The 24,443-nt window shown below is 70.4% G+C and carries 18 protein-coding genes; 15 read left to right on the forward strand and 3 right to left on the reverse strand.

All coding sequences use genetic code 11. The annotated features are described in order from the left end of the window. The first annotated feature begins 1 nt into the window (after position 1). The 11 genes from Q5530_RS09595 to Q5530_RS09645 all read left to right on the forward strand — a co-directional run bounded on the left by Q5530_RS09595 (position 2) and on the right by Q5530_RS09645 (position 17,568). A complete protein-coding gene (locus Q5530_RS09595; protein ID WP_380634339.1) occupies positions 2 to 841 on the forward strand; it encodes an MlaE family ABC transporter permease in 840 nt (279 codons plus the stop codon). Next, on the forward strand, positions 838 to 2,160 hold the full coding sequence (locus Q5530_RS09600) for an MCE family protein (RefSeq protein WP_415361856.1): 1,323 nt from the start codon (positions 838 to 840) through the stop codon (positions 2,158 to 2,160). Before Q5530_RS09595 ends, Q5530_RS09600 begins: the two co-directional genes overlap by 4 nt. Then, positions 2,157 to 3,185 carry an MCE family protein gene (locus tag Q5530_RS09605; protein WP_415361857.1) on the forward strand — a complete coding sequence of 343 codons (1,029 nt, stop codon included), beginning with the start codon at positions 2,157 to 2,159 and terminating at the stop codon, positions 3,183 to 3,185. Before Q5530_RS09600 ends, Q5530_RS09605 begins: the two co-directional genes overlap by 4 nt. Next, complete coding sequence (locus Q5530_RS09610) at positions 3,182 to 4,207, forward strand: MCE family protein (protein ID WP_380634335.1); 1,026 nt, start codon at positions 3,182 to 3,184, stop codon at positions 4,205 to 4,207. The genes Q5530_RS09605 and Q5530_RS09610 overlap by 4 nt, the downstream gene beginning before the upstream one ends. Beyond that, complete coding sequence (locus Q5530_RS09615) at positions 4,208 to 5,377, forward strand: MCE family protein (protein ID WP_415361858.1); 1,170 nt, start codon at positions 4,208 to 4,210, stop codon at positions 5,375 to 5,377. After that, a complete protein-coding gene (locus Q5530_RS09620) occupies positions 5,374 to 6,555 on the forward strand; it encodes an MCE family protein (RefSeq protein ID WP_415361859.1) in 1,182 nt (393 codons plus the stop codon). Before Q5530_RS09615 ends, Q5530_RS09620 begins: the two co-directional genes overlap by 4 nt. Further along, positions 6,552 to 7,802: an MCE family protein gene (locus Q5530_RS09625; RefSeq protein WP_415361860.1), complete on the forward strand. Its 1,251-nt coding sequence runs from the start codon at positions 6,552 to 6,554 to the stop codon at positions 7,800 to 7,802. Before Q5530_RS09620 ends, Q5530_RS09625 begins: the two co-directional genes overlap by 4 nt. After that, entirely contained in the window at positions 7,802 to 8,314 is a 513-nt protein-coding gene (locus tag Q5530_RS09630) for a nuclear transport factor 2 family protein (protein WP_415361861.1), read from the forward strand. Before Q5530_RS09625 ends, Q5530_RS09630 begins: the two co-directional genes overlap by 1 nt. Before the next feature lie 10 nt (positions 8,315 to 8,324). Further along, on the forward strand, positions 8,325 to 9,473 hold the full coding sequence (locus Q5530_RS09635; RefSeq protein ID WP_415361862.1) for a hypothetical protein: 1,149 nt from the start codon (positions 8,325 to 8,327) through the stop codon (positions 9,471 to 9,473). A gap of 611 nt (positions 9,474 to 10,084) precedes the next feature. Then, the gene (rpoB, locus tag Q5530_RS09640; RefSeq protein ID WP_415361863.1) at positions 10,085 to 13,567 is read left to right on the forward strand and encodes a DNA-directed RNA polymerase subunit beta; all 3,483 of its coding nucleotides are present in this window, start codon (positions 10,085 to 10,087) and stop codon (positions 13,565 to 13,567) included. Positions 13,568 to 13,671: 104 nt separating this feature from the next. Further along, positions 13,672 to 17,568 carry a DNA-directed RNA polymerase subunit beta' gene (locus Q5530_RS09645; protein WP_415361864.1) on the forward strand — a complete coding sequence of 1,299 codons (3,897 nt, stop codon included), beginning with the start codon at positions 13,672 to 13,674 and terminating at the stop codon, positions 17,566 to 17,568. 136 nt (positions 17,569 to 17,704) lie between these two features. Here Q5530_RS09645 and Q5530_RS09650 read toward each other — a convergent pair whose 3' ends face one another. The 3 genes from Q5530_RS09650 to Q5530_RS09660 form a co-directional block, all read right to left on the reverse strand. Then, a complete protein-coding gene (locus tag Q5530_RS09650; protein WP_415361865.1) occupies positions 17,705 to 18,118 on the reverse strand; it encodes a hypothetical protein in 414 nt (137 codons plus the stop codon). Between the two features lie 95 nt (positions 18,119 to 18,213). Then, positions 18,214 to 18,507 (reverse strand): zf-TFIIB domain-containing protein, encoded by a 294-nt coding sequence (locus tag Q5530_RS09655; protein WP_415361866.1) that lies wholly within the window; start codon positions 18,505 to 18,507, stop codon positions 18,214 to 18,216. 38 nt (positions 18,508 to 18,545) lie between these two features. Beyond that, a complete protein-coding gene (locus Q5530_RS09660) occupies positions 18,546 to 19,613 on the reverse strand; it encodes a phosphotransferase family protein (protein ID WP_415361867.1) in 1,068 nt (355 codons plus the stop codon). Between the two features lie 437 nt (positions 19,614 to 20,050). On the opposite strand from Q5530_RS09660, the gene rpsL reads away from it, so the two are divergent. The 4 genes from rpsL (at position 20,051) to tuf (ending at position 24,417) form a co-directional block, all read left to right on the forward strand. After that, complete coding sequence (gene rpsL / locus Q5530_RS09665) at positions 20,051 to 20,425, forward strand: 30S ribosomal protein S12 (protein WP_030473471.1); 375 nt, start codon at positions 20,051 to 20,053, stop codon at positions 20,423 to 20,425. Further along, positions 20,425 to 20,895 carry a 30S ribosomal protein S7 gene (gene rpsG, locus Q5530_RS09670; RefSeq protein WP_415361868.1) on the forward strand — a complete coding sequence of 157 codons (471 nt, stop codon included), beginning with the start codon at positions 20,425 to 20,427 and terminating at the stop codon, positions 20,893 to 20,895. Before rpsL ends, rpsG begins: the two co-directional genes overlap by 1 nt. 91 nt (positions 20,896 to 20,986) lie before the next feature. Continuing rightward, complete coding sequence (gene fusA / locus Q5530_RS09675; protein ID WP_415361869.1) at positions 20,987 to 23,089, forward strand: elongation factor G; 2,103 nt, start codon at positions 20,987 to 20,989, stop codon at positions 23,087 to 23,089. 134 nt (positions 23,090 to 23,223) lie between these two features. Next, positions 23,224 to 24,417: an elongation factor Tu gene (tuf, locus tag Q5530_RS09680; RefSeq protein WP_380634313.1), complete on the forward strand. Its 1,194-nt coding sequence runs from the start codon at positions 23,224 to 23,226 to the stop codon at positions 24,415 to 24,417. The last annotated feature ends 26 nt before the right edge of the window (positions 24,418 to 24,443 follow it).

Genomic DNA, 24,443 nt, shown 5'->3' on the forward strand with positions numbered 1-24,443 from the left:
GGTGGCCACGTCCGACAACCGCTTCCGCAGGGTGGCAGGCGCACCGCTGTCGCTGCTCGACACCCTCGGTGACCAGCTGTGGTTCTACCTGCGCGCACTGGCGTGGACGCCGCGCACGCTGACCCGCTACCTGCGCGAGACGCTGCGCCTGCTCGCCGAGGTGAGCTTCGGCTCGGGCGCGCTGGCGGTCATCGGCGGCACGATCGGCGTCATGGTCGGCCTGTCGGTGTTCACCGGCACGGTCGTCGGCCTCCAGGGCTTCACCGCGCTCAACCAGATCGGCACCTCGGCGTTCGCGGGCTTCGTCTCCGCCTACTTCAACACCCGCGAGATCGCGCCGCTGGTGGCCGGGCTCGCGCTGTCCGCGACCGTGGGCTCGGGCTTCACCGCCCAGCTCGGCGCGATGCGGATCTCCGAGGAGATCGACGCGCTGGAGGTCATGGGCATCCCCAGCCTGCCGTACCTGGTCACCACGCGGATCATCGCGGGCTTCGTCGCGATCATCCCGCTGTACGTGATCGGCCTGCTGACCTCGTACCTCGCGGCGAGGTTCATCACGGTGGAGTTCTACGGCCAGTCGGCGGGCACCTACGACCACTACTTCACCCTGTTCCTACCCCCGGTGGACGTGCTCTGGTCCTTCGGCAAGGTGCTCGTCTTCGCCGTCGTGATCATCCTGACCCACTGCTACTACGGCTACCGCGCCAGCGGCGGCCCGGCGGGCGTCGGCATCGCGGTCGGCCGGGCGGTGCGCACCGCGATCGTCACGACGAGCCTGCTGGACTTCTTCCTCAGCCTGGCGATCTGGGGCACGACCACGACCGTGAGGATCGCCGGATGATCAAACGCCGCTTCCTGGGCGTCGTGCTCCTCACCGTGATCGCCCTGTTCCTCGCGTTCACGATCGCGCTCTACAACGACGCGTTCACCAAGGTCGTGCGGGTGACGCTGAAGACCGACCGGGTCGGCAACCAGCTGCTGGTCGACTCGGACGTGAAGGTCCGCGGCATGGTCGTCGGCCGGGTCGACGCCATCCGCACCGGGGGAGAGGGCGCCGAGGTGGAGCTGGCGCTCGACCCCGACCAGGTGCACCACATCCCGGCCAACGTCTCCGCCCGCCTGCTGCCCAAGACGCTGTTCGGCGAGCGGTACGTGAACCTGGTGCTGCCCGAGCGGCGGCAGGCGCCCCTGGCCGAGGGCGGCGTGATCGAGCAGGACCGCTCCAGCGGCGCGGTCGAGCTGGAGCGCGTGCTCGACGGCCTGATGCCGGTGCTCCAGGCCGTGCAGCCGGAGAAGCTGGCCACCACGCTGACCGCGGTGTCGCAGGCCCTGGAGAACCGGGGCCGGCCGCTGGGGGAGACGCTGGTCCAGCTCGACGCCTACCTGGGCGAGCTGAACCCGCAGCTGCCCGCGCTCAAGGAGGGCATCAGCCGCCTGGCGGACGTGTCCGAGGTCTACGCCGACGCCGCGCCCGACCTGGTGCAGGCCCTCGACGACGCCACCGTCACCAGCCGCACCCTCGTCGAGCAGCGCGACGACCTGCTCACCGTGTACGGCTCGCTGACCACCACCTCCACGGACCTGGCCGGCTTCCTCGCGGTGAACAGGAACAACCTGATCCAGCTGGCCGACGTCTCGCGGCCGGTGCTGGAGCTGCTGGCCGAGTACTCGCCCGAGTACCCGTGCCTGCTCAAGGGCCTGTCCGAGTTCAAGCCGATCATGGACCAGGTGTTCGGCAAGGGCACCGACGAGCCCGGCCTGCACATCACCCTGGAGATCACCGCCAACCGCGGCAAGTACGTGCCGGGCAGGGACGACCCGGAGTACGGCGACGAGCGAGGCCCGCGCTGCTACGACCTCGTGCCGCGGCCCGACCCGTTCCCGCAGTACCCGCCGGAGGGCCCGGTCCAGGACGGCTCCACGCACCCGCCGGCCGCCCGGGTCGCCAACGACGGCGTGCTGCCGCCCGCCACCGGCGTCGGCGGCACCACCTCGCCGTCGTCGGCCACCGGCGTGCCGACGCTGGCCAACTCGCCCGCCGAGCAGGACTTCCTGGCGGGCCTGCTGGCCCCGCAGTTCGGCCTGGAGCGCGACCAGATGCCGAGCTTCACCGCGCTGCTGCTCGGCCCGCTGTACCGGGGCGCGGAGGTGACCGCGTGAGGTCGCTGGCCGCACCCCTGGTCAAGCTCGGGATCTTCGCCACGGTCACCGTCCTGGCGACGGCCCTGCTCGCGGTGACCATCGCCAACGTCAACTTCTCCGGCTCCACCCCCTACACCGCCCGGTTCACCGACGTCACCGCGCTCAACGAGGGCGACGACGTGCGGATCGCGGGCGTCCGGGTCGGCCAGGTGGAGGAGGTCCGGGTGGTGGACCGGCGGGTGGCCGAGGTCGAGTTCTCGCTGGAGGGCGACCGCACCCTGCCCGCCTCGGTGACCGCCACGATCAAGTACCGCAACCTGGTCGGCCAGCGCTACGTCGCGCTGGAGGCGGGCGCGGGCGACCCGTCGCCGCTGCGCCCCGACGAGGTGATCCCGCTGGAGCGCACCCGGCCGGCGCTGGACCTGACGGTGCTGTTCAACGGGTTCAAGCCGCTGTTCCAGGCGCTGAACCCGGAGGACGTCAACCAGCTGTCCGAGGAGATCGTCAAGGTCCTCCAGGGCGAGGGCGGCACGATCGACAGCCTGCTGCGCCACACCGCCTCGCTGACCACCACGCTGGCGAGCCGGGACCAGGTGATCGGTGAGGTGATCGACAACCTCAACACCGTGCTGGACACCGTGAACGGGCGCACCGACCAGGTGTCCGAGCTGGTCACCACCCTCCAGGAGCTGACCACGGGCCTCGCGGGCGACCGGCAGCCGATCGGCGAGGCGATCAGCGCCCTGGGCGACCTCACCGGCGCCACCGCGGGTCTGCTGGAGGAGGCCAGGCAACCGCTGAAGGACGACATCGCGAACCTCGGCCTGGTGTCCCGGACGCTCGGGGACCACGAGGCGGTCGTGGAGGGCGTCATCCGGAACCTGCCGACCAAGCTGGAGTCCCTGGCCCGGACCGCGTCCTACGGGTCCTGGTTCAACTTCTTCCTGTGCGAGGGCACCGGTCAGGTGGCCGTGCCGCCGATCATCAACGACCCCCTCCCGATCCCCGTCCTGCCGGTCACGCAGCCGAGGTGCCGCCCGTGAGAACCGAACGCAACCCGATCACGGTCGGCATCGTCTCCCTGACGGTCATCGCGCTGCTGGTGCTCGCCGCGCTCAACTCCGACGACCTGCCGATCGTCGGCGGCGGCACCACCTACTCGGCCGAGTTCACCGAGGCCGCGGGCCTGATCGAGTCGAACGAGGTGCGCGTGGCCGGGGTGAAGGTCGGCAAGGTCACCGGGGTCGAGCTGGCCGGCGACCGGGTGCGCGTGTCGTTCAAGGTCAAGGACGCCTGGCTGGGCGACCGCAGCACCGCGACCATCCGCATCAAGACGCTGCTCGGCCAGAAGTTCCTGGCCCTGGACCCGCAGGGCGAGCAGCCGCTGGACCCGGGCACGCCGATCCCGCGCGAGCGCACGCTGTCCCCGTACGACGTGCAGGAGGCGTTCAACGGGTTGGCGACCACGGTCGGCCAGATCGACACCGAGCAGCTCGCGACCAGCTTCCGGGTGCTGTCGGAGACCCTCCAGGGCTCGGCGGACAGCGTCCGCGGCGCGCTGGACGGCCTGGCCGCCCTGTCGAAGACGATCTCCTCCCGCGACGAGCAGCTGGCACGGCTGCTGGCCAACACCAACCAGGTCACCGAGACCCTGTCCGACCGCAACGAGCAGTTCGAGCGGCTGCTCGCGGACGGCAACCTGCTGCTGGGGGAGCTGCGCAAGCGGCGGGACGCGATCAGCGCGCTGCTCGACGGCACCCGCGCGCTGTCCCGGGAGCTGACCGGGCTGGTCGCGGACAACCAGGCGCAGCTGCGGCCCGCGCTGGAGCAGCTGGACCGGGTCACCACGGTGCTCCAGCGCAACCAGGACACGCTGGAGCGCAGCCTGAACCTGCTGGCCCCGTTCTACCGGGTGCTCGCCAACACGCTGGGCAACGGCCGCTGGTTCGACGTCTACATCTGCGGCCTGCTGCCGCCGTCGGTGAACCTCGGCGTGATCGGCTTCAACGAGGAGGGCTGCCTCCCACCCGGTGTGCAGCGCTCACCCGCGGGGGGTGGGAACTAGGTGGCGACGACGAGGACGGGCCGCGACCTGACGCGCGCGCTGGCCATGGCGTGCGTGCTGGTGATCGTGGCGGCCGCGGCGCTGTGGTGGGCGTTCGCCGGGGGCAACACCCGGCGGGTGACCGCGATCTTCGGGGCGGCCGTCGGCGTGTACCCCGGCTCGGACGTCCGGGTGCTCGGTGTGCGCGTCGGCTCGGTCGACGAGGTGGAGCCGCAGGGCACGACGGTGCGCGTCACCCTGTCGCTCGACCGGTCCGTGGAGGTGCCCGCGGACGCGCAGGCGGTCGTGGTCGCGCCCAGCGTGGTCAGCGACCGGTACGTGCAGCTCGCCCCCGCCTACACCGGCGGGCCGGCGCTGGGCGACGGCGTGACCATCCCGCGCGAGCGCACCGCCACCCCGGTCGAGCTGGACCAGCTCTACGCGAGCCTGAACGAGCTGACCACGGCGCTCGGCCCGGACGGCGCCAACCGCGACGGCGCGCTGTCCGACCTGCTGACCGGCGCCGCGGCCAACCTGGAGGGCAACGGCCAGGCGATCGGCGACACCGTCGAGCGGCTGGGCGACGCCGCCCGCACGCTGTCCGGCTCGAAGGAGGACCTGTTCGCCACCGTCGACCAGCTCCAGAAGTTCACCGGGATGCTCGCCGCCAACGACAGCCAGGTGCGCGACGTCAACCGGCAGCTGGCCGAGGTCGCCGGGTTCCTCGCCGACGAGCGGGAGAACCTGGGCGGGGCGCTGGCCGAGCTGGCCTCCGCGCTCGGGCAGGTGCAGGGCTTCATCCAGGACAACCGGGCGGTGCTCAAGTCGAACGTCGACAAGCTGGCCGGCGTCACGCAGGTGCTGGTCGACCAGCGGGCCGCGCTGGCCGAGGTGCTGGACGTGGCGCCGCTGGCCCTGGGCAACCTCCAGAACACCTACAACGCGGCCTCCGGCACGCTCGACACCCGCGCCGACATCAACGAGCTGAACCAGCCGCCGATCGTGCTGGTCTGCAAGCTGGTCCAGGGCATCGAGCCGGGCCGCGTGCCCGGGGTGCTGGCGCAGGCGTGCCGGCAGCTGGAGCCGGTCCTGTCCGGGCAGGTGGCGCTCAAGCCGCCGGCCGAGGTGCTGTCCGACCTGGCCCAGGGCCGGGTGCCGCTGCCCCTGCCGCTCGCGGGGGTGCCCCGGTGAGGCGGCCCGCGGCCCTCCTGGTGACCGGCGCGCTGCTGCTGGCCGGCTGCGGCTCGGGCGGCTTCGACGGCATCTACAACATGCCGCTGCCCGGCGGCGCGGACCTCGGGGACCGGCCGTACGCGGTCAAGGTCCGGTTCCAGGACGTGCTGGACCTGGTGCCGCAGGCGGGCGTGAAGGTCAACGACGTGCCGGTGGGCCGGGTGGACCGCATCGACCTGGCCGCCGACGGCTGGACCGCCGAGGTGACCGTGCTGGTCAACGGCGGGGTTCGGCTGCCGGGCAACGCGGTCGCGCGGCTGCGCCAGTCCGCGCTGCTGGGCGAGAAGTACGTGGAGCTGGACGGCCCCACCGGAGGAAGCGGTACCGAGGGCGCCGAGCAGGGCGAGCTGACCGACGGCGCGCTGATCCCGGTCGAGCGGACCAACCGCAACCCCGAGGTCGAGGAGGTCTTCGGCGCGCTGTCGATGCTGCTCAACGGCGGTGGCGTGGCGCAGCTCCAGGACATCTCGCGCGAGCTCAACGCCGCCCTGGAGGGCAACGAGCCGCAGATCAAGTCGCTGCTGGGCCGGCTGGACACCCTCGTCGGGGACCTGGACGCGCACCGGGGCGAGATCACCCGCGCGCTCGACGGGCTCAACCGGCTCGGCGGGGCGCTGAGCGCGCAGCGCGGTCAGATCGAGGGCGTGCTCGACGGGCTGGAGCCGGGGTTGGCGGTGCTCGGCGAGCAGCGCACCCAGCTGGTGACGCTGCTCCAGTCGCTGGACGCGCTGTCGGACGTGGCCGTGGACACCGTGACCAGGTCGAAGGACGACGTCGTGGCCGACCTGAGGGCGTTGGCGCCGACCCTGCGGAAGCTGGTCGAGGCGGGCAGCGACCTGCCCAACGCGTTCGAGCTGCTGCTGACCTACCCGTTCCCGGACGCCTCGATCCCGGCCGTGCGGGGCGACTACACCAACCTCTACGCGGACATCGACCTGGACCTGGGCTCGATCGTGGACAACCTGGGCCGGTCGCGGCAGTCGGTGCTGCCCGAGGTGCCGGTGCTGCCGGGCATCACGGGCACCGCGCCGTCGGTGCCGCTGCCGCTGCCGAACCTGCCGCTGCCGGGGGTGACGCCGGGGCGCTCCGGGCTCGGTGACCTGCTCGGCGGGCTGCTGGGGGGTGTGGGCCGGTGATCCCGCGCAGGACCAAGCTCCAGATCGGCGCGTTCGTGGTGATCGCGCTGGTCGGCATCAGCTACGTCGGCGCCCGGTACGCGGGCCTCGGCCGGGTGTTCGGCGCCACCGGGTACGTGGTGACGATGCAGCTGGAGGACTCCGGCGGCGTGTTCACCAACGCCGAGGTCACCTACCGGGGCGTGGGCGTGGGCCGGGTCGCGCAGATGCGGCTGACCGCCGACGGGCTCGACGTCGACCTGGACATCGAGCCGGGCGCGCCGCCCATCCCGGCCGACCTGGAGGCCGTGGTCGCCAACCGGTCCGCGGTGGGCGAGCAGTACGTGGACCTGCGCCCGCGCGGCGAGGACGGGCCCTACCTGGCCGCCGGCTCGGTCATCCCCAGGTCGGCCACCAGCACGCCGCCGCCCGTGGACGCGCTGCTGGGCAACCTCGACGCGTTCGCGCGGTCCGTGCCGACCGACTCGCTGCGGATCGTGGTGGACGAGCTGGACCGGGCGTTCGCCGGGACCGGGCCCGACCTCCAGGTGCTGCTGGACAACACGCGGGCCTTCACCCGGGCCGCCACCGAGCACCTGCCGCAGACCAAGGCGCTGATCGACGACGGGCTGGTGGTGCTGAACACCCAGGCCGAGCAGGGCAGCGCGATCAGGTCGTTCTCGGCGGACCTGCGGGCCCTGGCCGAGCAGCTGAAGAACTCCGACGGCGACCTGCGGCGGCTGATCGCGGTGTCCCCGGGGGTCGCCGAGCAGGTGTCGGCGCTGCTGCGCGAGACGGGGCCGAACCTCGGCGTCGTGCTCGCCAACCTGCTGACCACCGGCAACATCCTGGTGACCAGGCTCGACGGCCTGGAGCAGATGGCGGTGACCTACCCGATCGCGGTCGGCGGCGGCTTCTCGGTCGCCAAGGGCGACGGCACGGGCGCGCACTTCGGCCTCGCGCTGAACGTGTTCGACCCGCCGCCCTGCACGGTCGGCTACGAGGGCACCGCGATTCGGCAGGGCACCGACACCAGCGCGGCCCCGCTGAACACGCAGGCGTACTGCGCGCTGGCGCCGGGGAGCGCCACCGGCGTGCGGGGTGCCCAGAACGCGCCTTACGGTGGCACCCCGACCACCCCGACCACCCCGACCGGCGGCGAGACCACGCAGCCGGGCCGGGAGCCGGTGGTGGACCAGGCGGCCGGGGCCCCGCTGCTGACCAGCCTGGGGCAGTTGCTCGGCCTGCCGGTCGGAGGAGGGTCTTGATGGGGCTTCGGCGTTGGTTCCTGCCGGTGTCGGCCGTGCTGGTGGTCCTGGCCGCCGGCTACGCGCTGTGGGCCGGGGTGACGTGGTGGAGCGCGTCGTCCGACGAGTCCGCGGCGTTCTCCCGGGAGCGGGAGGAGGTGCTGCGGGTCGGGCAGGTCGGCATCGTCAACTTCACCACGCTCGACCACCGGAAGGTCGACGAGGACCTGGACCGGTGGCTGGAGTCGTCGACCGGCGAGCTGCGGGCGGAGATCGAGAGCGGCCGGGACACCCGGAAGCAGCAGATCGCGGACGCCCGGACGGTGACCACGAGCCGGGTGCTCGACGCGGCCGTGACCGAGCTGGACGCGCGGGCCGGGCAGGCGCACCTGATCGCCGTGGTGGAGACCACCGTGACACCGGAGGGCGGGCAGGCGGTCAAGAAGGTCAACCGCTACCAGACCGACCTGACCCGCACGGACGCCGGTTGGAAGCTCAGCGCGCTGGGGCCCGTCGCGGCCGGCGGCGCGTGATCGCGAGGAGATGACAGTGCCCCCGTCCCGCCGCCGCCCGGTCCCGACGCCGCCCACCACCCGGCCGAAGGTCGCCGGCCTGCGCAAACGCCCCGGGGCGAAGCCGGTCGACGCCCCGGCCGCGGATGCTCCCGCCGAGTTCGACACCCGGCAGCCCGACACCCGGCAGCCCGACACCCGGCAGCCCGAGGACGAGCCGGTCGACGCCCCGGCGGAGGCCGCCACCGCGCGGTCGTCCGAGGAACTCGGCCTGATCGAGCCCTGCGACGACACCGGCCGGATCGGGACCACCGAGACCTCCGACCCGGGCACCTCCGGGGCCGACACCTCAGAAGCGGTCGCCCCCGAGGCCGATACCCCCGAGGCCGATACCCCCGAGGCCGATACCCCCGAGGCCGATACCCCCGAGGCCGATACCCCCGAGGCCGACACCCCCGACCCGGACACCCGGGCCCCGAGCCCCCGCCCCCGGGGCCGCCGCAGGCGCGGCGAGGCGGTGGCCCCGAGCGTGCTCGACGACCCGGGCACGGCCCGGACCCGTGCGTCCGACCCCGACGAGGCGGACCGCACCCCCGCCTCGTTCATCCGCGGCCGACTCGCCCCCGGCCGCGGGTCCCGCCGCCCGCACCGCTCCGGCCCGCTGCTGCCCGTGACCCTGCTCGTGCTGGCCGCGCTGCTGGTCGGGCTGGGCGCGTGGTTCCAGCAGAGGGCGGGCGACGTGCGCTACGACCAGGCCCTGGTCGACAGCGCCGGCACCACCGAGGTGGCCGGCCAGGCCCGCGAGGCCGTCGAGAAGGCGTTCTCCTACAACTTCGCCGATGTCGCCGACACCGAGAAGGCCGCCAACGAGCTGCTGGTCGGCAAGGCCCGGTGCCAGTACAACGCGATCTTCGGCCCGGTCCGCACCCTCGCGCCCGAGCAGAAGCTGGTGGTCACGGTCAAGGCCGTCTCCAGCGGCGTGACCTCGCTCGACGGCGACCGCGCCACGGTGCTGCTCTTCCTCGACCAGGTCACCACCCGCACCACCGACAACCAGAGCGGCGGCGGCATCGCGATGATGAGGGTCGGCGCCCAGAAGCTCGACGGCCGCTGGCGGGTCGACAACATGGAGATGTTCGGCCAGAGCGGCGACCAGGCCGCCGAGACCGCCAAGTGCTGATCCGCCCCCTCGCCGCACCCGGGGCCGCAGCCCCCGCCACCCCGGAGGTCGCACCCGCCGCACCCCGGGCCGACCCGCGCCCCTCCCGCTGCCTTCGCCGCCCCCTCCTTACCCCGCCGCCCGCGCCTCGAACCCGCCGCTCGCCCTTGTCCCCCGCTCGGGCACCCGGTGTCGTCCGAAGGGGCCCGGAAGCCCGTTGACCAGCCCCGAATAGAGTGACCTCGGTCACAGTTTTCGACCAGTGACCGAACGAAATCGCCAGGCCCTCCCCGACCCCCGCACCGCCCGCCAAAGGTTCACCCTGGCTCACGTCCCGGTGTTTCGGCAGGTCAAGACGATAACGCCGCGTTATCACCGTTTGCGCCGCTAGGGTGATCGCCGCGTGGCATCTTGACTGTGGGCGTCAGCGGGGTCACTCTGTCGGTGAGCACGAGAAAGGTCCTTCCACGTGCCTCTCGACAGTTGGCGTGCGCGCGGCTAGACTGCCCCTTTGCGCTGCCCTCTTTCCGTTTGCCCTTCGCCGAGAGCTGGATTGCCGGGCATCGCCGCACCCTTGACAGCCGTGCTAGTTCCGCTGACTAGCCAGCTACCTGTCCCTGGAAGGACGCATCTTGGCGATCTCTCGCGCGACCAAGGCCACTGCTGCGACCAACTCCACGTCGGGGATTCCCGGAGCGCCGAAGCGAGTCTCTTTCGCGAAGATCCACGAACCGCTTCAGACGCCCAACCTGCTCGACCTGCAGATCCAGTCGTTCGAATGGCTCACCGGCGACGAGGCGTGGTTCCAGCGCCGCGTCGACGAGGGTGACGAGGCCCCCACCGGCGGCCTCGAGGAGGTCCTGAACGAGATCTCCCCGATCGAAGACTTCTCCGGCTCGATGTCGCTCTCCTTCTCCGACCCGCGCTTCGACGAGGTCAAGGCCTCCGTCGAGGAGTGCAAGGACAAGGACATGACGTACGCGGCCCCGCTGTTCGTCACGGCGGAGTTCACCAACCACACCACCGGCGAGATCAAGAGCCAGACGGTGTTCATGGGTGACTTCCCGATGATGACGGACAAGGGCACGTTCATCATCAACGGCACCGAGCGCGTGGTGGTGTCCCAGCTCGTCCGCTCGCCGGGTGTCTACTTCGACACGGCGATCGACAAGACGACCGACAAGGACGTCTTCAGCGTCAAGATCATCCCGTCCCGGGGTGCCTGGCTGGAGTTCGACGTCGACAAGCGCGACACCGTCGGCGTCCGGATCGACCGCAAGCGCCGGCAGCCGGTCACCGTGCTGCTGAAGGCGCTGGGGTGGAGCACCGAGCAGATCCGCGAGCGCTTCTCGTTCTCCGAGACGCTGCTGACGACGCTGGAGAAGGACCACACCGCGGGTACCGACGAGGCGCTGCTCGACATCTACCGCAAGCTGCGCCCGGGCGAGCCGCCGACGAAGGAGTCCGCGCAGGCCCTCCTGGAGAACCTGTTCTTCAAGGACAAGCGCTACGACCTCGCCAAGGTCGGCCGGTACAAGGTCAACAAGAAGCTGGGCCTGGACCTCCCGATCGCCAAGGGCGTGCTGACCGAGGACGACATCGTCACGACGATCGAGTACCTGGTCCGCCTGCACGCCGGTGAGACGAACATGCAGCCGGGCGAGATGGAGGTGCCGGTCGAGGTCGACGACATCGACCACTTCGGCAACCGCCGCCTGCGCACCGTCGGCGAGCTGATCCAGAACCAGATCCGGGTCGGCCTGTCCCGCATGGAGCGCGTCGTGCGCGAGCGCATGACGACCCAGGACGTCGAGGCCATCACGCCGCAGACCCTGATCAACATCCGCCCCGTGGTGGCGGCGATCAAGGAGTTCTTCGGCACCTCCCAGCTGTCGCAGTTCATGGACCAGACGAACCCGCTCGCGGGTCTGACCCACAAGCGCCGCCTGTCGGCGCTGGGTCCCGGCGGTCTGTCCCGTGAGCGGGCCGGCATGGAGGTCCGCGACGTCCACCCGTCGCACTACGGCCGCATGTGCCCGATCGAGACGCCGGAAGGCCCGAACATCGGCCTGATCGGCTCGCTGTCCTCCTACGGGCGGGTCAACCCGTTCGGCTTCATCGAGACGCCGTACCGCAAGGTCGTCGACGGTCGGGTCACCGACCAGGTCGACTACCTGACCGCGGACGAGGAGGACCGGTACGTCAAGGCCCAGGCGAACGCCAAGATCGACATCGAGGGCAACTTCCTCGAGGAGAAGGTCCTGGTCCGCAAGAAGGGCGGCGAGGTCGAGATGATCGACCCGCGCGACGTCGACTACATGGACGTCTCGCCGCGCCAGATGGTGTCGGCCGCGACCGCCATGATCCCCTTCCTGGAGCACGACGACGCCAACCGCGCCCTGATGGGCGCCAACATGCAGCGCCAGGCGGTGCCGCTGCTGCGCAGCGAGTCGCCGCTGGTCGGCACGGGCATGGAGCTGCGCGCCGCGGTCGACGCCGGTGACGTCGTGGTGGCCAAGAAGACCGGTGTGGTCGAGGAGATCTCCGCCGACTACGTCACGGTCATGGCCGACGACGGCTCGCGGCAGACCTACGGCCTGCACAAGTTCCGCCGCTCGAACCAGGGCACCTGCATCAACCAGAAGCCCATCGTGAACGAGGGCGACCGGGTGCACCACGGCCAGGTGCTGGCCGACGGCCCGTGCACCGAGAACGGCGAGATGGCGCTGGGCAAGAACCTGCTCGTCGCGATCATGCCGTGGGAGGGCCACAACTACGAGGACGCGATCATCCTGTCGCAGCGCCTCGTGCAGGACGACGTCCTGACCTCGATCCACATCGAGGAGCACGAGATCGACGCGCGGGACACCAAGCTGGGCGCCGAGGAGATCACCCGGGACATCCCGAACGTCTCCGAGGAGGTCCTGGCCGACCTCGACGAGCGCGGCATCATCCGCATCGGCGCCGAGGTCCAGCCGGGCGACATCCTGGTCGGCAAGGTCACCCCGAAGGGCGAGACCGAGCTGACCCCGGAGGAGCGCCTGCTGCGCGCGATCTTCGGCGAGAAGGCCCGCGAGGTGCGCGACACGTCGCTGAAGGTGCCGCACGGCGAGTACGGCAAGGTCATCGGCATCCGCGTGTTCAGCCGCGAGGACGACGACGAGCTGCCCCCGGGCGTGAACGAGCTGGTCCGCGTCTACGTCGCCCAGAAGCGCAAGATCCAGGACGGCGACAAGCTCGCCGGCCGCCACGGCAACAAGGGCGTCATCGGCAAGATCCTCCCGGTCGAGGACATGCCGTTCCTCGAGGACGGCACCCCGGTCGACATCGTGCTGAACACGCACGGCGTGCCCCGTCGTATGAACATCGGCCAGGTGCTGGAGACCCACCTCGGGTGGATCGCCAAGCAGGGCTGGAGCATCAACGGCGACCCGGACTGGGCGAAGAACCTGCCCGAGGAGCTGATGGACGTCGAGCCCGGCACGAAGACCGCCACCCCGGTCTTCGACGGCGCTCGCGAGGACGAGATCACGGGACTGCTCGGCTCGACGGTCCCGAACCGCGACGGCGAGCGGATGGTCAAGGAGAACGGCAAGGCGCAGCTCTTCGACGGGCGCAGCGGCGAGCCGTACCCCTTCCCGGTGTCGGTCGGCTACATGTACATCCTGAAGCTGCTGCACCTGGTCGACGACAAGATCCACGCCCGTTCGACCGGTCCGTACTCGATGATCACGCAGCAGCCGCTGGGCGGTAAGGCGCAGTTCGGTGGCCAGCGCTTCGGTGAGATGGAGTGCTGGGCGATGCAGGCGTACGGCGCGGCCTACACGCTGCAGGAGCTGTTGACCATCAAGTCCGACGACGTGCTGGGCCGCGTGAAGGTCTACGAGGCCATCGTCAAGGGCGAGAACATCCCGGAACCGGGTATCCCGGAGTCCTTCAAGGTGCTGCTCAAGGAGCTGCAGTCGCTGTGCCTCAACGTCGAGGTGCTGTCCTCGGACGGCGCCGCGATCGAGATGCGCGACGGTGACGACGAAGACCTGGAGCGCGCGGCCGCGAACCTCGGCATCAACCTGTCGAGGTCCGAGTCGCCGTCCGTGGACGACGTCGTCAACTAGTTCCCCGCCGGTCACCGAGGGGGGACGCCTCCCGCGTCCCCCCTCGGTGACCCAGCCGCCAGCACCCCAAGCAGCACCGAACAAAAAAGGGGAAGAGAGTAGACGTGCTCGACGTCAACTTCTTCGATGAGCTCCGCATCGGTCTCGCGACCGCGGACGACATCCGCCAGTGGTCCTTCGGCGAGGTCAAGAAGCCCGAGACCATCAACTACCGCACGCTCAAGCCGGAGAAGGACGGCTTGTTCTGCGAGAAGATCTTCGGTCCCACCCGGGACTGGGAGTGCTACTGCGGCAAGTACAAGCGGGTGCGCTTCAAGGGCATCATCTGCGAGCGCTGCGGCGTCGAGGTGACCCGCGCCAAGGTGCGCCGCGAGCGCATGGGCCACATCGAACTGGCCGCGCCGGTCACCCACATCTGGTACTTCAAGGGCGTCCCGAGCCGGTTGGGCTACCTGCTCGACCTGGCCCCGAAGGACCTCGAGAAGATCATCTACTTCGCCGCCTACGTCATCGTGGGCGTCAACGCGGAGCTGCGCCACAACGACCTGCCGACGCTCGACAGCGAGATGCAGGTCGAGCGCAAGCGCGTGGAGAACAAGCGCGACGCCGACGTCGAGGCGCGTGCGCAGAAGCTGGAAGCCGACCTGGCCGAGCTGGAGGCCGAGGGCGCCAAGTCCGACGTCCGCCGCAAGGTCAAGGAGGGCGGCGAGCGCGAGATGCGGCAGCTCCGCGACCGCGCCCAGCGCGAGCTGGACCGCCTCGACGAGATCTGGTCCACCTTCACCAAGCTGGACAAGGCCCAGCTGATCGCGGACGAGCTGCTCTACCGCGAGCTGTACGACCGCTACGGCGACTACTTCACCGGCGCCATGGGCGCCGAGGCCATCCAGAAGCTGCTGGGTGACTACGACGTGGACGCCGAGGCCGACGTCCTGCGCGAGACCATCCGCAGCGGCAAGGGCCAGAAGAAGCTGCGCGCCCTCAAGCGGCTGAAGGTCGTGGCCGCCTTCCAGGCGACCCGCAACAACCCGCAGGGCATGGTGCTGGACTGCGTGCCGGTCATCCCGCCGGACCTGCGCCCGATGGTGCAGCTCGACGGTGGCCGCTTCGCGACCTCCGACCTGAACGACCTGTACCGCCGCGTCATCAACCGCAACAACCGCCTCAAGCGGCTGATCGACCTCGGCGCGCCCGAGATCATCGTCAACAACGAGAAGCGGATGCTCCAGGAGGCCGTCGACGCGCTGTTCGACAACGGCCGCCGGGGCCGGCCGGTGACGGGTCCGGGCAACCGGCCGCTCAAGTCGCTGTCCGACCTGCTGAAGGGCAAGCAGGGCCGGTTCCGCCAGAACCTGCTCGGCAAGCGCGTCGACTACTCCGGCCGTTCGGTCATCGTGGTCGGCCCGCAGCTGAAGCTGCACCAGTGCGGCCTGCCCAAGCAGATGGCGCTGGAGCTGTTCAAGCCGTTCGTGATGAAGCGCCTGGTGGACCTCAACCACGCGCAGAACATCAAGTCGGCCAAGCGCATGGTCGAGCGCGCCCGCCCGGCCGTGTGGGACGTGCTCGAAGAGGTCATCACCGAGCACCCGGTGCTGCTCAACCGCGCGCCCACGCTGCACCGCCTCGGCATCCAGGCGTTCGAGCCGCAGCTGGTCGAGGGCAAGGCCATCCAGCTGCACCCGCTCGTCTGCGAGGCGTTCAACGCCGACTTCGACGGTGACCAGATGGCGGTCCACCTGCCGCTGTCCGCCGAGGCGCAGGCCGAGGCGCGCGTGCTGATGCTGTCGTCGAACAACATCCTCTCGCCCGCGTCGGGCAAGCCGCTGGCCATGCCGCGACTGGACATGGTGACCGGCCTGTACCACCTGACCCGGCACAAGGAGGACGACCTCGGCGAGGGCCACGCGTTCTCCTCGCCGGCCGAGGCGCAGATGGCGTTCGACCGCAAGGCCCTGGGTCTCCAGGCCATGTGCAAGATCCGCATCTCGGACAAGAACCCGCCGAAGGGCCAGGAGCCGGAGGGCTGGGAGCCCGGTCAGCCGTGGCTGGCCCAGACCACCCTGGGCCGGGTGCTGTTCAACGAGGTGCTGCCGCAGGACTACCCGTTCCTGAACGAGGTCATGCCGAAGAAGCGGCAGGCCATGGTCATCAACGACCTCGCCGAGCGGTACCCGATGGTCACCGTCGCCCGGACGCTGGACAAGCTGAAGGACGCCGGCTTCTACTGGGCCACCCGCTCGGGCGTGACCGTCGCGATCTCCGACGTGCTCGTGCCGGAGGCCAAGCAGGGCATCCTCGACGAGTACGAGAAGCTCGCGGACGCGGTCGAGAAGCGCTACCAGCGCGGTCAGCTCTCCCACACGGAGCGCAACAACGAGCTGGTCAAGGTGTGGACCAAGGCCACCGAAGAGGTCGCCGAGGTCATGGAGGCCAACTTCCCCGAGGACAACTCGATCCGCATGATCGTGGCGTCCGGGGCGGCGGGCAACATGACCCAGGTGCGGTCGCTGGCCGGTATGCGCGGTCTGGTGACCAACCCCAAGGGCGAGTACATCCCGCGGCCGATCAAGAGCTCGTTCCGCGAGGGCCTGTCGGTGCTGGAGTACTTCATCGCCACGCACGGCGCCCGCAAGGGCCTGGCCGACACCGCGCTGCGGACCGCCGACTCGGGGTACCTGACCCGTCGTCTGGTGGACGTCTCGCAGGACGTCATCATCCGCGAGATCGACTGCGGCACCACGCGCGGCGTGAACATGACCGTGGGCGAGCGGCTCGGCGACAAGGTGGTGCTGCACGAGTTCGCGCAGACCTCCGTGTACGCCCGGACCATCGCGGAGGACATCACCGACGGCGGCGGCAACGTCGTCCTCAACCGCGGTGACGACCTGGGCGACCCGGCGCTGGCGACGCTCGTCGAGGCCGGGGTGACCAGGGTCAAGGTCCGCTCGGTGCTGACCTGCGAGTCCGCGGTCGGCGTGTGCGCGTCCTGCTACGGCCGCTCGATGGCGACCGGCAAGCTGGTCGACGTCGGCGAGGCCGTCGGCATCGTCGCCGCCCAGTCGATCGGTGAGCCCGGCACCCAGCTGACCATGCGCACCTTCCACCAGGGTGGTGTGGCCGGCGACGACATCACGACGGGTCTGCCCCGCGTGCAGGAGCTCTTCGAGGCTCGTGTGCCGAAGGGCAAGGCGCCCATCGCGGACGTCGACGGCCGGGTCCGCATCGAGGACGGCGACCGGTTCTGGAAGATCACCCTCATCCCGGACGACGGGTCCGAGGAGATCATCTTCGAGAAGCTGTCCAAGCGCCAGCGGCTCGCGAACACGGTCACCGGCCCGCTCCAGGACGGCGACCACGTGGCCGTCGGCCAGCAGCTGCTGGAGGGCACGCCCGACCCGCACGAGGTGCTGCGCGTGATGGGGCCGCGCGAGGCCCAGCTGCACCTGGTGCAGGAGGTCCAGAAGGTCTACCGGGCCCAGGGCGTGGCGATCCACGACAAGCACATCGAGGTCATCGTCCGGCAGATGCTGCGCCGGGTGACGATCATCGACTCGGGTGCGACCGAGTTCCTGCCGGGCTCGCTGGTCGAGCGCGCGGACTTCGAGTCGGGCAACCGGGCCGTGGTGGCCGAGGGCGGCGAGCCCGCGGCCGGCCGTCCGGTGCTGATGGGCATCACGAAGGCGTCGCTCGCGACCGACTCGTGGCTGTCCGCGGCCTCCTTCCAGGAGACCACGCGAGTCCTGACCGACGCCGCCATCAACGGCCGGTCGGACAAGCTGATCGGCCTGAAGGAGAACGTGATCATCGGCAAGCTGATCCCGGCCGGCACCGGCATCAACCGGTACCGGAACATCCAGGTGCAGCCGACCGAGGAGGCGCGTGCGGCGGCGTACGCGATCCCGAGCTACGACGACGGCTACTACACGCCGGACGTCTTCGGCACGGGTACCGGCGCCGCGGTGCCGCTGGACGACTACGACTTCGGCCGCGACTACCGCTGAAGGCCGTAGTCAGCTGAAGAAGGCCCCCGGAGCCTCGTGCTCCGGGGGCCTTCTCGCGTGTGGGGGTCCTGAACGTTGAACTCGGGGGTCCTGGACGTACGACACGGTGGTCCTGGACGTACGACTCGCGCGGGTTTCAGGGGTGGGGGCGGAGCTGGGGCAGGGTGAGGCGCGTCGGCGGCGCCTGGTCGCCCAGCCTGCGGTGCACCTCGTCCAGCAGGCCGCGTGCCCGGCCCGCCCGGCGCAGGTCCGCGACCACGTGCAGCACCTCGTGCAGGCGGGTGGGGTCCAGGAGCAGCCGCGGCTCCCGGCTGTGGACCGCGAGCACGCCCTCGCGCGCCCACGCCTTCACCGTCTTCTCCGTCAGCGCCAGCAGCTCGCCCGCGACCACGGGGCGCACCGGGGGCGCGCCGCGCAGGGCCTTCGCCACCACGCCGTTCAGCTTGAGCCGGCGCTCGTCGTCCTCCGACAGGCTGGAGGCGACCTCCTGGATCTCCTGGACCTGCTCGAACAGGTCCCGGATCCGGGCGGCTTCGGTGGCGACGGACATCAGGGTCCTCCTCGGTTACCGCCGAGTATCGCCCTGCTCCTGACCAGTGACAACCACGGTGGTGGTCCCGCGCACGGGACCACCACCGGTTCGGGTCAGGACGAGAAGAACAGCCCGCCCAGGCCGCGGTGCTTGCGGTGCCCGTAGTGGCCGCCGCCGCCGCCGTAGCCCCACGCGGGCGGGGGCGGCTGCTGCACGTAGTGCACCTGCTGAGGAGCGGGCGCGGGTGCGACGGGCGGCGGGGGCGGGGCCATCTGCTGCTCCAGCCGGGTGATGGACTCCAGCTCGCCGTAGTCGAGGAAGACCCCGCGGCAGCCGTCGCACTGTTCGATGTGCACGCCCATGCGGTCGAACGTGCGCATATTCCCGTGACACTTGGGGCACTGCATCGTGTGAGCCTCCTGCTCTTGACGCGATGTGTCCGATATTAGCCACGCCGCATCGGTTCGTGCGTCGAGACGATGCGAGCGCAAGCCGCCAACAGGGCATCCTGGGCGTCGTTCAGCTCCGTGCCGTCACGCTCCGCCGCGGTCAGGGCGCGCGCTGCCATCTGCACCACCAGCGCGCGGGCCGGCACCTCCAGCGCCGACCACGGGTCGTCGCGCGGCACGCCCGTGCCGCCCGCCCCGAGGTAGGCCCCGAGCAACCGGCCCCAGGCCACCTCGTCGAGCACGCCCACCAGGTGCAGCGCGGCCGGCCGGGCCAGGTCCCACGCCGGGTCGCCCACCCCCAGGTCGTCCACGTCGATCAGCCGGTACCCCCCGTCCCGCCGCACGAGCTGGCCCAGGTGCCAGTCGCCGTGGATCAGCGTCGTGCCCGGCAGGGGGTCGCCCGTGGTGGGGTGGTCCGTGATCGGGTCGGCTGCGGCCGGGTGGTCCGCCGTCCAGTCGCCCGCCGTCGCGGTGCCCGCCGCCCGGCCGCCCGCCGCTCCGGTGCCCGCTGCCCGGGTGCCGGGGGAGTGGGTGCCGGGGGAGTGGGTGCCGGGGGAGTGGGTGCCGGGGGAGTGGGTGCCGGGGGAGTGGGTGCCGGGCAGGGTCGCGAACGCCCGGCGGACCAGGTCGGCGGCCGGCGTGTCGAGGGTCAGCTCCCGCACCGCGCGCCGCATCCGCGGCCACGCGCCCGCCGCCGGCACGGGCGGCGCGAAGTCGGCGGCCGCGAACCGGTGCAGCTCGGCCAGCATCCGCCCGGCCGCCTCCATGGGCAGGTCCTCCGGCTCGCTCTGCGGCACCGGCGTCCCCCGGGGCCACCCGGACACCACGCGCCCCGCCACGACCTCGGGCCCCAGCAGCGGCGGCAGCAGGAGGCCGGCCAGGCGCGGGTCGGCGGCCAGGCGCAGCCGGCCGGCCAGCTCGACGGGGTCCGTCCCGGCCTCGTGGGCCTTCAGCACCACGTCCCCGACCCGGACCACCACGACGTCGCCGCGCACCGCGAGCACCTCGGGCTCGGCGGCGGGCCCCACCAGCGCGGCCATGCCCGCGACGAGATCGGAGTTCACCCGTTCAGTGTGCCCGGTGGGCCGGTGCGGGGCCGACGATCACCCCACCGGGGCTGACCTGGGCGGAGTGCGGGACGTCACGCCCCGGACGGGAATGCGCGCGGGGCCGGCGGCGTTGAGGGGGGTGAGGCTGTCAAGGGCGAGTGGCATCCGTTTTGACCCTCGGGAACCGGCCGGGGTATCTTTGGTACTCGTGCCCGACCCATGTCGGGCCGCTCCGCGTGCCTACGCGCCAGTGGTGCTGGAAAGCCGGCCGCGGTGACCTCCACGCGCAGGGGCATCCTGGGATGTCGCTTGCGGACCTGGAGTTGGTGCTTGATCCGCCCGGCCTCACCGCCAGTGGCGCGACACGCCCGACCTCGGGTGCAGAGAGGGACCAGGTAAACAGAGCTCGCCGCCCATGCGACGAGCACGCGAACGGAAGAAGCAGCCGGCGTATGCCAACGATCCAGCAGCTGGTCCGCAAGGGCCGGCAGGACAAGGTCGCCAAGCAGAAGACCGCGGCGCTCAAGGGCAGCCCGCAGCGGCGCGGTGTGTGCACCCGCGTCTACACGACCACGCCCAAGAAGCCGAACTCGGCGCTGCGCAAGGTCGCCCGCGTGAAGCTGACGAGCGGCATCGAGGTCACGGCCTACATCCCCGGTGAGGGCCACAACCTCCAGGAGCACTCGATGGTGCTCGTCCGCGGCGGTCGTGTGAAGGACCTCCCGGGTGTCCGCTACAAGATCATCCGCGGCTCCCTCGACACGCAGGGCGTGAAGAACCGCAAGCAGGCTCGCAGCCGGTACGGCGCGAAGAAGGAGAAGAGCTGATGCCCCGCAAGGGACCGGCCCCGAAGCGGCCGCTGATCTCCGACCCGGTCTACAGCTCTCCGCTGGTGACCCAGCTCATCAACAAGGTGCTGGTCGACGGCAAGCGCTCTGTGGCCGAGCGGATCGTGTACGGCGCCCTCGAAGGCGCCCGCGACAAGAACGGCACCGACCCCGTCGTCACGCTCAAGCGCGCTCTGGACAACGTCAAGCCCGCGCTGGAGGTGAAGTCCCGCCGCGTCGGTGGCGCCACCTACCAGGTGCCCATCGAGGTCAAGCCGGGTCGCTCGACCACGCTCGCCCTGCGCTGGCTGATCACCTACTCCCGGCAGCGCCGTGAGAAGACCATGATCGAGCGCCTGATGAACGAGCTGCTCGACGCGAGCAACGGCCTGGGCGCGAGCGTCAAGCGCCGCGAGGACACGCACAAGATGGCCGAGTCCAACAAGGCGTTCGCCCACTACCGCTGGTGATGTGACGCCCCGCCGGTCCCCCGGGACCGGCGGGGCTCTCCCAGCCCTAGTGAGCCTGCTACCCAGCTAGCTCAAGACAGGGGAAACACCCGTGGCACAGGATGTGCTCACCGACCTGGCCAAGGTCCGCAACATCGGGATCATGGCCCACATCGACGCGGGCAAGACCACGACGACCGAGCGGATCCTGTTCTACACCGGGATCAGCTACAAGATCGGCGAGGTCCACGACGGCGCCGCGGTGATGGACTGGATGGAGCAGGAGCAGGAGCGCGGCATCACGATCACGTCGGCCGCGACGACCTGCTTCTGGAAGAACCACCAGATCAACATCATCGACACGCCGGGCCACGTCGACTTCACCGTCGAGGTGGAGCGCAACCTGCGCGTCCTCGACGGCGCCGTTGCCGTGTTCGACGGCAAGGAGGGCGTCGAGCCCCAGTCCGAGCAGGTCTGGCGGCAGGCGACCAAGTACGACGTGCCGCGCATCTGCTTCGTCAACAAGATGGACAAGCTCGGTGCGGACTTCTACTTCACCGTGCGGACCATCCAGGAGCGCCTGGGCGCCAAGCCGCTGCCGATCCAGATCCCGATCGGCGCGGAGAGCGACTTCATCGGCGTCGTCGACCTGGTGGAGATGCGCGCGCTGACCTGGCGCGGCGAGGTCCAGAAGGGCGAGGACTACACGGTCGAGGAGATCCCGGCCGACCTCGCCGACAAGGCCGCCGAGTACCGCGAGGCGCTCGTCGAGGCCGTCGCCGAGACCGACGACGCCCTGATGGAGCTGTACCTGGGCGGTGAGGAACTGACCGTCGAGCAGATCAAGACGGGCATCCGCGACATCGTCAAGAACCGCTCCGCCTACCCGGTGCTCTGCGGTTCGGCGTTCAAGAACAAGGGCGTCCAGCCCATGCTCGACGCGGTGATCGACTTCCTGCCCGCGCCGCTGGACCTCCCCCCGGTCGAGGGCACGCTCCAGGACGGCGAGACGCCGGCCTTCCGCAAGCCCGCGACGGACGAGCCGTTCTCGGCCCTGGCGTTCAAGATCGCGGCGCACCCGTTCTTCGGCAAGCTGACCTACATCCGGGTCTACTCGGGCAAGGTCGCCGCGGGCACCCAGGTCATCAACTCGACCAAGGACCGCAAGGAGCGCATCGGGAAGATCTTCCAGATGCACGCCAACAAGGAGAACCCGGTCGACGAGGCCATCGCCGGTCACATCTACGCCGTGATCGGGCTGAAGGACACCACCACCGGTGAGACGCTCTGCGACCCGCAGTCGCCCATCGTGCTGGAGTCCATGACCTTCCCCGAGCCGGTCATCCAGGTGGCGATCGAGCCGAAGACGAAGGCCGACCAGGAGAAGCTGGGCACCGCGATCCAGAAGCTGGCCGAGGAGGACCCGACGTTCCGGGTCAACCTGGACCAGGAGACCGGCCAGACGATCATCGCCGGCATGGGCGAGCTCCACCTGGACATCCTGGTGGACCGGATGCGCCGCGAGTTCAAGGTCGAGGCGAACATCGGCAAGCCCCAGGTGGCGTACCGGGAGACGATCCGCCGCAAGGTGGACAAGTACTCCTACACCCACAAGAAGCAGACCGGTGGTTCCGGCCAGTTCGCGAAGGTCCTCATCGACCTGGAGCCGCTGGAGAAGACCGAGGACGGCGCGCTCTACGAGTTCGTCAACGCGGTCACCGGTGGTCGCATCCCGCGGGAGTACATCCCGTCCGTGGACGCGGGCGCCCAGGACGCCATGCAGTACGGCGTGCTGGCGGGCTACCCGCTGGTCGGCGTGAAGCTGACGCTGCTCGACGGCGCGTACCACGAGGTCGACTCGTCGGAGATGGCGTTCAAGATCGCCGGTTCCATGGCGCTCAAGGAAGCCGCTCGCCAGGCGAGCCCGGCGATCCTCGAACCGCTGATGGCCGTCGAGGTCACCACGCCCGAGGACTACATGGGCGACGTGATCGGCGACCTCAACTCCCGCCGCGGCCAGATCCAGGCCATGGAGGAGCGCAGCGGCGCCCGTGTCGTCAAGGCACTGGTCCCGCTGTCGGAGATGTTCGGGTACGTCGGCGACCTGCGGTCCAGGACCCAGGGTCGCGCGAACTACTCGATGACGTTCGACTCCTACGCCGAGGTTCCCGCGAACGTCGCGAAGGAGATCATCGCGAAGGCGACGGGCGAGTAACCCCAACCGGAGCACCGCAGCACCACGCGGGCTCTCCGGGGTGAGTCCCTGGGGTCCGCACCACCCAGACGTGAGATCCGGCGGGCGGCAGTCCGCCCGCCGGATTAAGCAACAGAGTCCAGGAGGACAATCCAGTGGCGAAGGCGAAGTTCGAGCGGACGAAGCCGCACGTCAACATCGGCACCATCGGTCACATCGACCACGGTAAGACGACGCTGACGGCTGCCATCTCCAAGGTCCTGCACGACAAGTTCCCGGACCTGAACCCCTTCACGCCGTTCGACCAGATCGACAAGGCGCCGGAGGAGAAGCAGCGCGGCATCACCATCTCGATCGCGCACATCGAGTACCAGACCGCGAACCGGCACTACGCGCACGTCGACTGCCCCGGTCACGCCGACTACATCAAGAACATGATCACCGGTGCGGCGCAGATGGACGGCGCCATCCTGGTGGTCGCGGCGACCGACGGCCCGATGCCGCAGACCAAGGAGCACGTGCTCCTGGCCCGCCAGGTCGGTGTGCCCTACATCGTGGTGGCCCTGAACAAGGCCGACATGGTGGACGACGAGGAGATCCTGGAGCTCGTCGAGCTCGAGGTCCGCGAGCTGCTCTCCGAGTACGAGTTCCCGGGTGACGACCTGCCGGTGGTCCGCGTCTCCGCGCTGAAGGCGCTGGAGGGCGACGCCGAGTGGGGCGAGAAGCTCATCGGCCTGATGGACGCCGTGGACGAGAACATCCCGGAGCCCGAGCGCGAGGTTGACCGGCCGTTCCTGATGCCGGTCGAGGACGTGTTCACCATCACCGGCCGCGGCACCGTGGTCACCGGCCGCATCGAGCGCGGCATCATCAAGGTCAACGAGGAAGTCGAGATCGTCGGCATCAAGGAGCAGTCGCGCAAGACGACTGTCACCTCGATCGAGATGTTCAAGAAGTTCCTCGACGAGGGCCGCGCGGGCGACAACGCCGCCCTGCTGCTCCGCGGCATCAAGCGCGAGGAGGTGGAGCGCGGCATGGTGATCGTGAAGCCGGGCACCACCACCCCGCACACCGAGTTCGACGCGCAGGTCTACATCCTGTCGAAGGACGAGGGCGGCCGCCACACGCCGTTCTTCAACAACTACCGCCCGCAGTTCTACTTCCGCACCACCGACGTGACCGGCGTCGTGACCCTCCCCGAGGGCACCGAGATGGTCATGCCGGGCGACACCACCTCCATGGCCGTGAAGCTGATCCAGCCGATCGCCATGGACGAGGGTCTGCGGTTCGCCATCCGCGAGGGTGGCCGGACCGTCGGCGCGGGCTCGGTCACCAAGATCATCAAGTGATCTAGCTCCACATCTCACCCCCGGAT

Origin of the sequence: Saccharothrix sp. BKS2 (genome assembly GCF_047689505.1) — a bacterium.
GTDB classification, from domain to species: Bacteria; Actinomycetota; Actinomycetes; order Mycobacteriales; family Pseudonocardiaceae; genus Actinosynnema; species Actinosynnema lopnurensis.

Coding starts and splice junctions, on each gene's coding strand:
- Q5530_RS09600 (WP_415361856.1), top strand. CDS start 838: ATGATCAAACGCCGCTTCCTGGGCGTCGTGCTCCTCACCGTGATCGCC.
- Q5530_RS09630 (WP_415361861.1), top strand. CDS start 7,802: ATGGGGCTTCGGCGTTGGTTCCTGCCGGTGTCGGCCGTGCTGGTGGTC.
- Q5530_RS09635 (WP_415361862.1), top strand. CDS start 8,325: ATGACAGTGCCCCCGTCCCGCCGCCGCCCGGTCCCGACGCCGCCCACC.
- Q5530_RS09650 (WP_415361865.1), bottom strand. CDS start 18,118: ATGTCCGTCGCCACCGAAGCCGCCCGGATCCGGGACCTGTTCGAGCAG.
- Q5530_RS09655 (WP_415361866.1), bottom strand. CDS start 18,507: ATGCAGTGCCCCAAGTGTCACGGGAATATGCGCACGTTCGACCGCATG.
- rpsL (WP_030473471.1), top strand. CDS start 20,051: ATGCCAACGATCCAGCAGCTGGTCCGCAAGGGCCGGCAGGACAAGGTC.
- rpsG (WP_415361868.1), top strand. CDS start 20,425: ATGCCCCGCAAGGGACCGGCCCCGAAGCGGCCGCTGATCTCCGACCCG.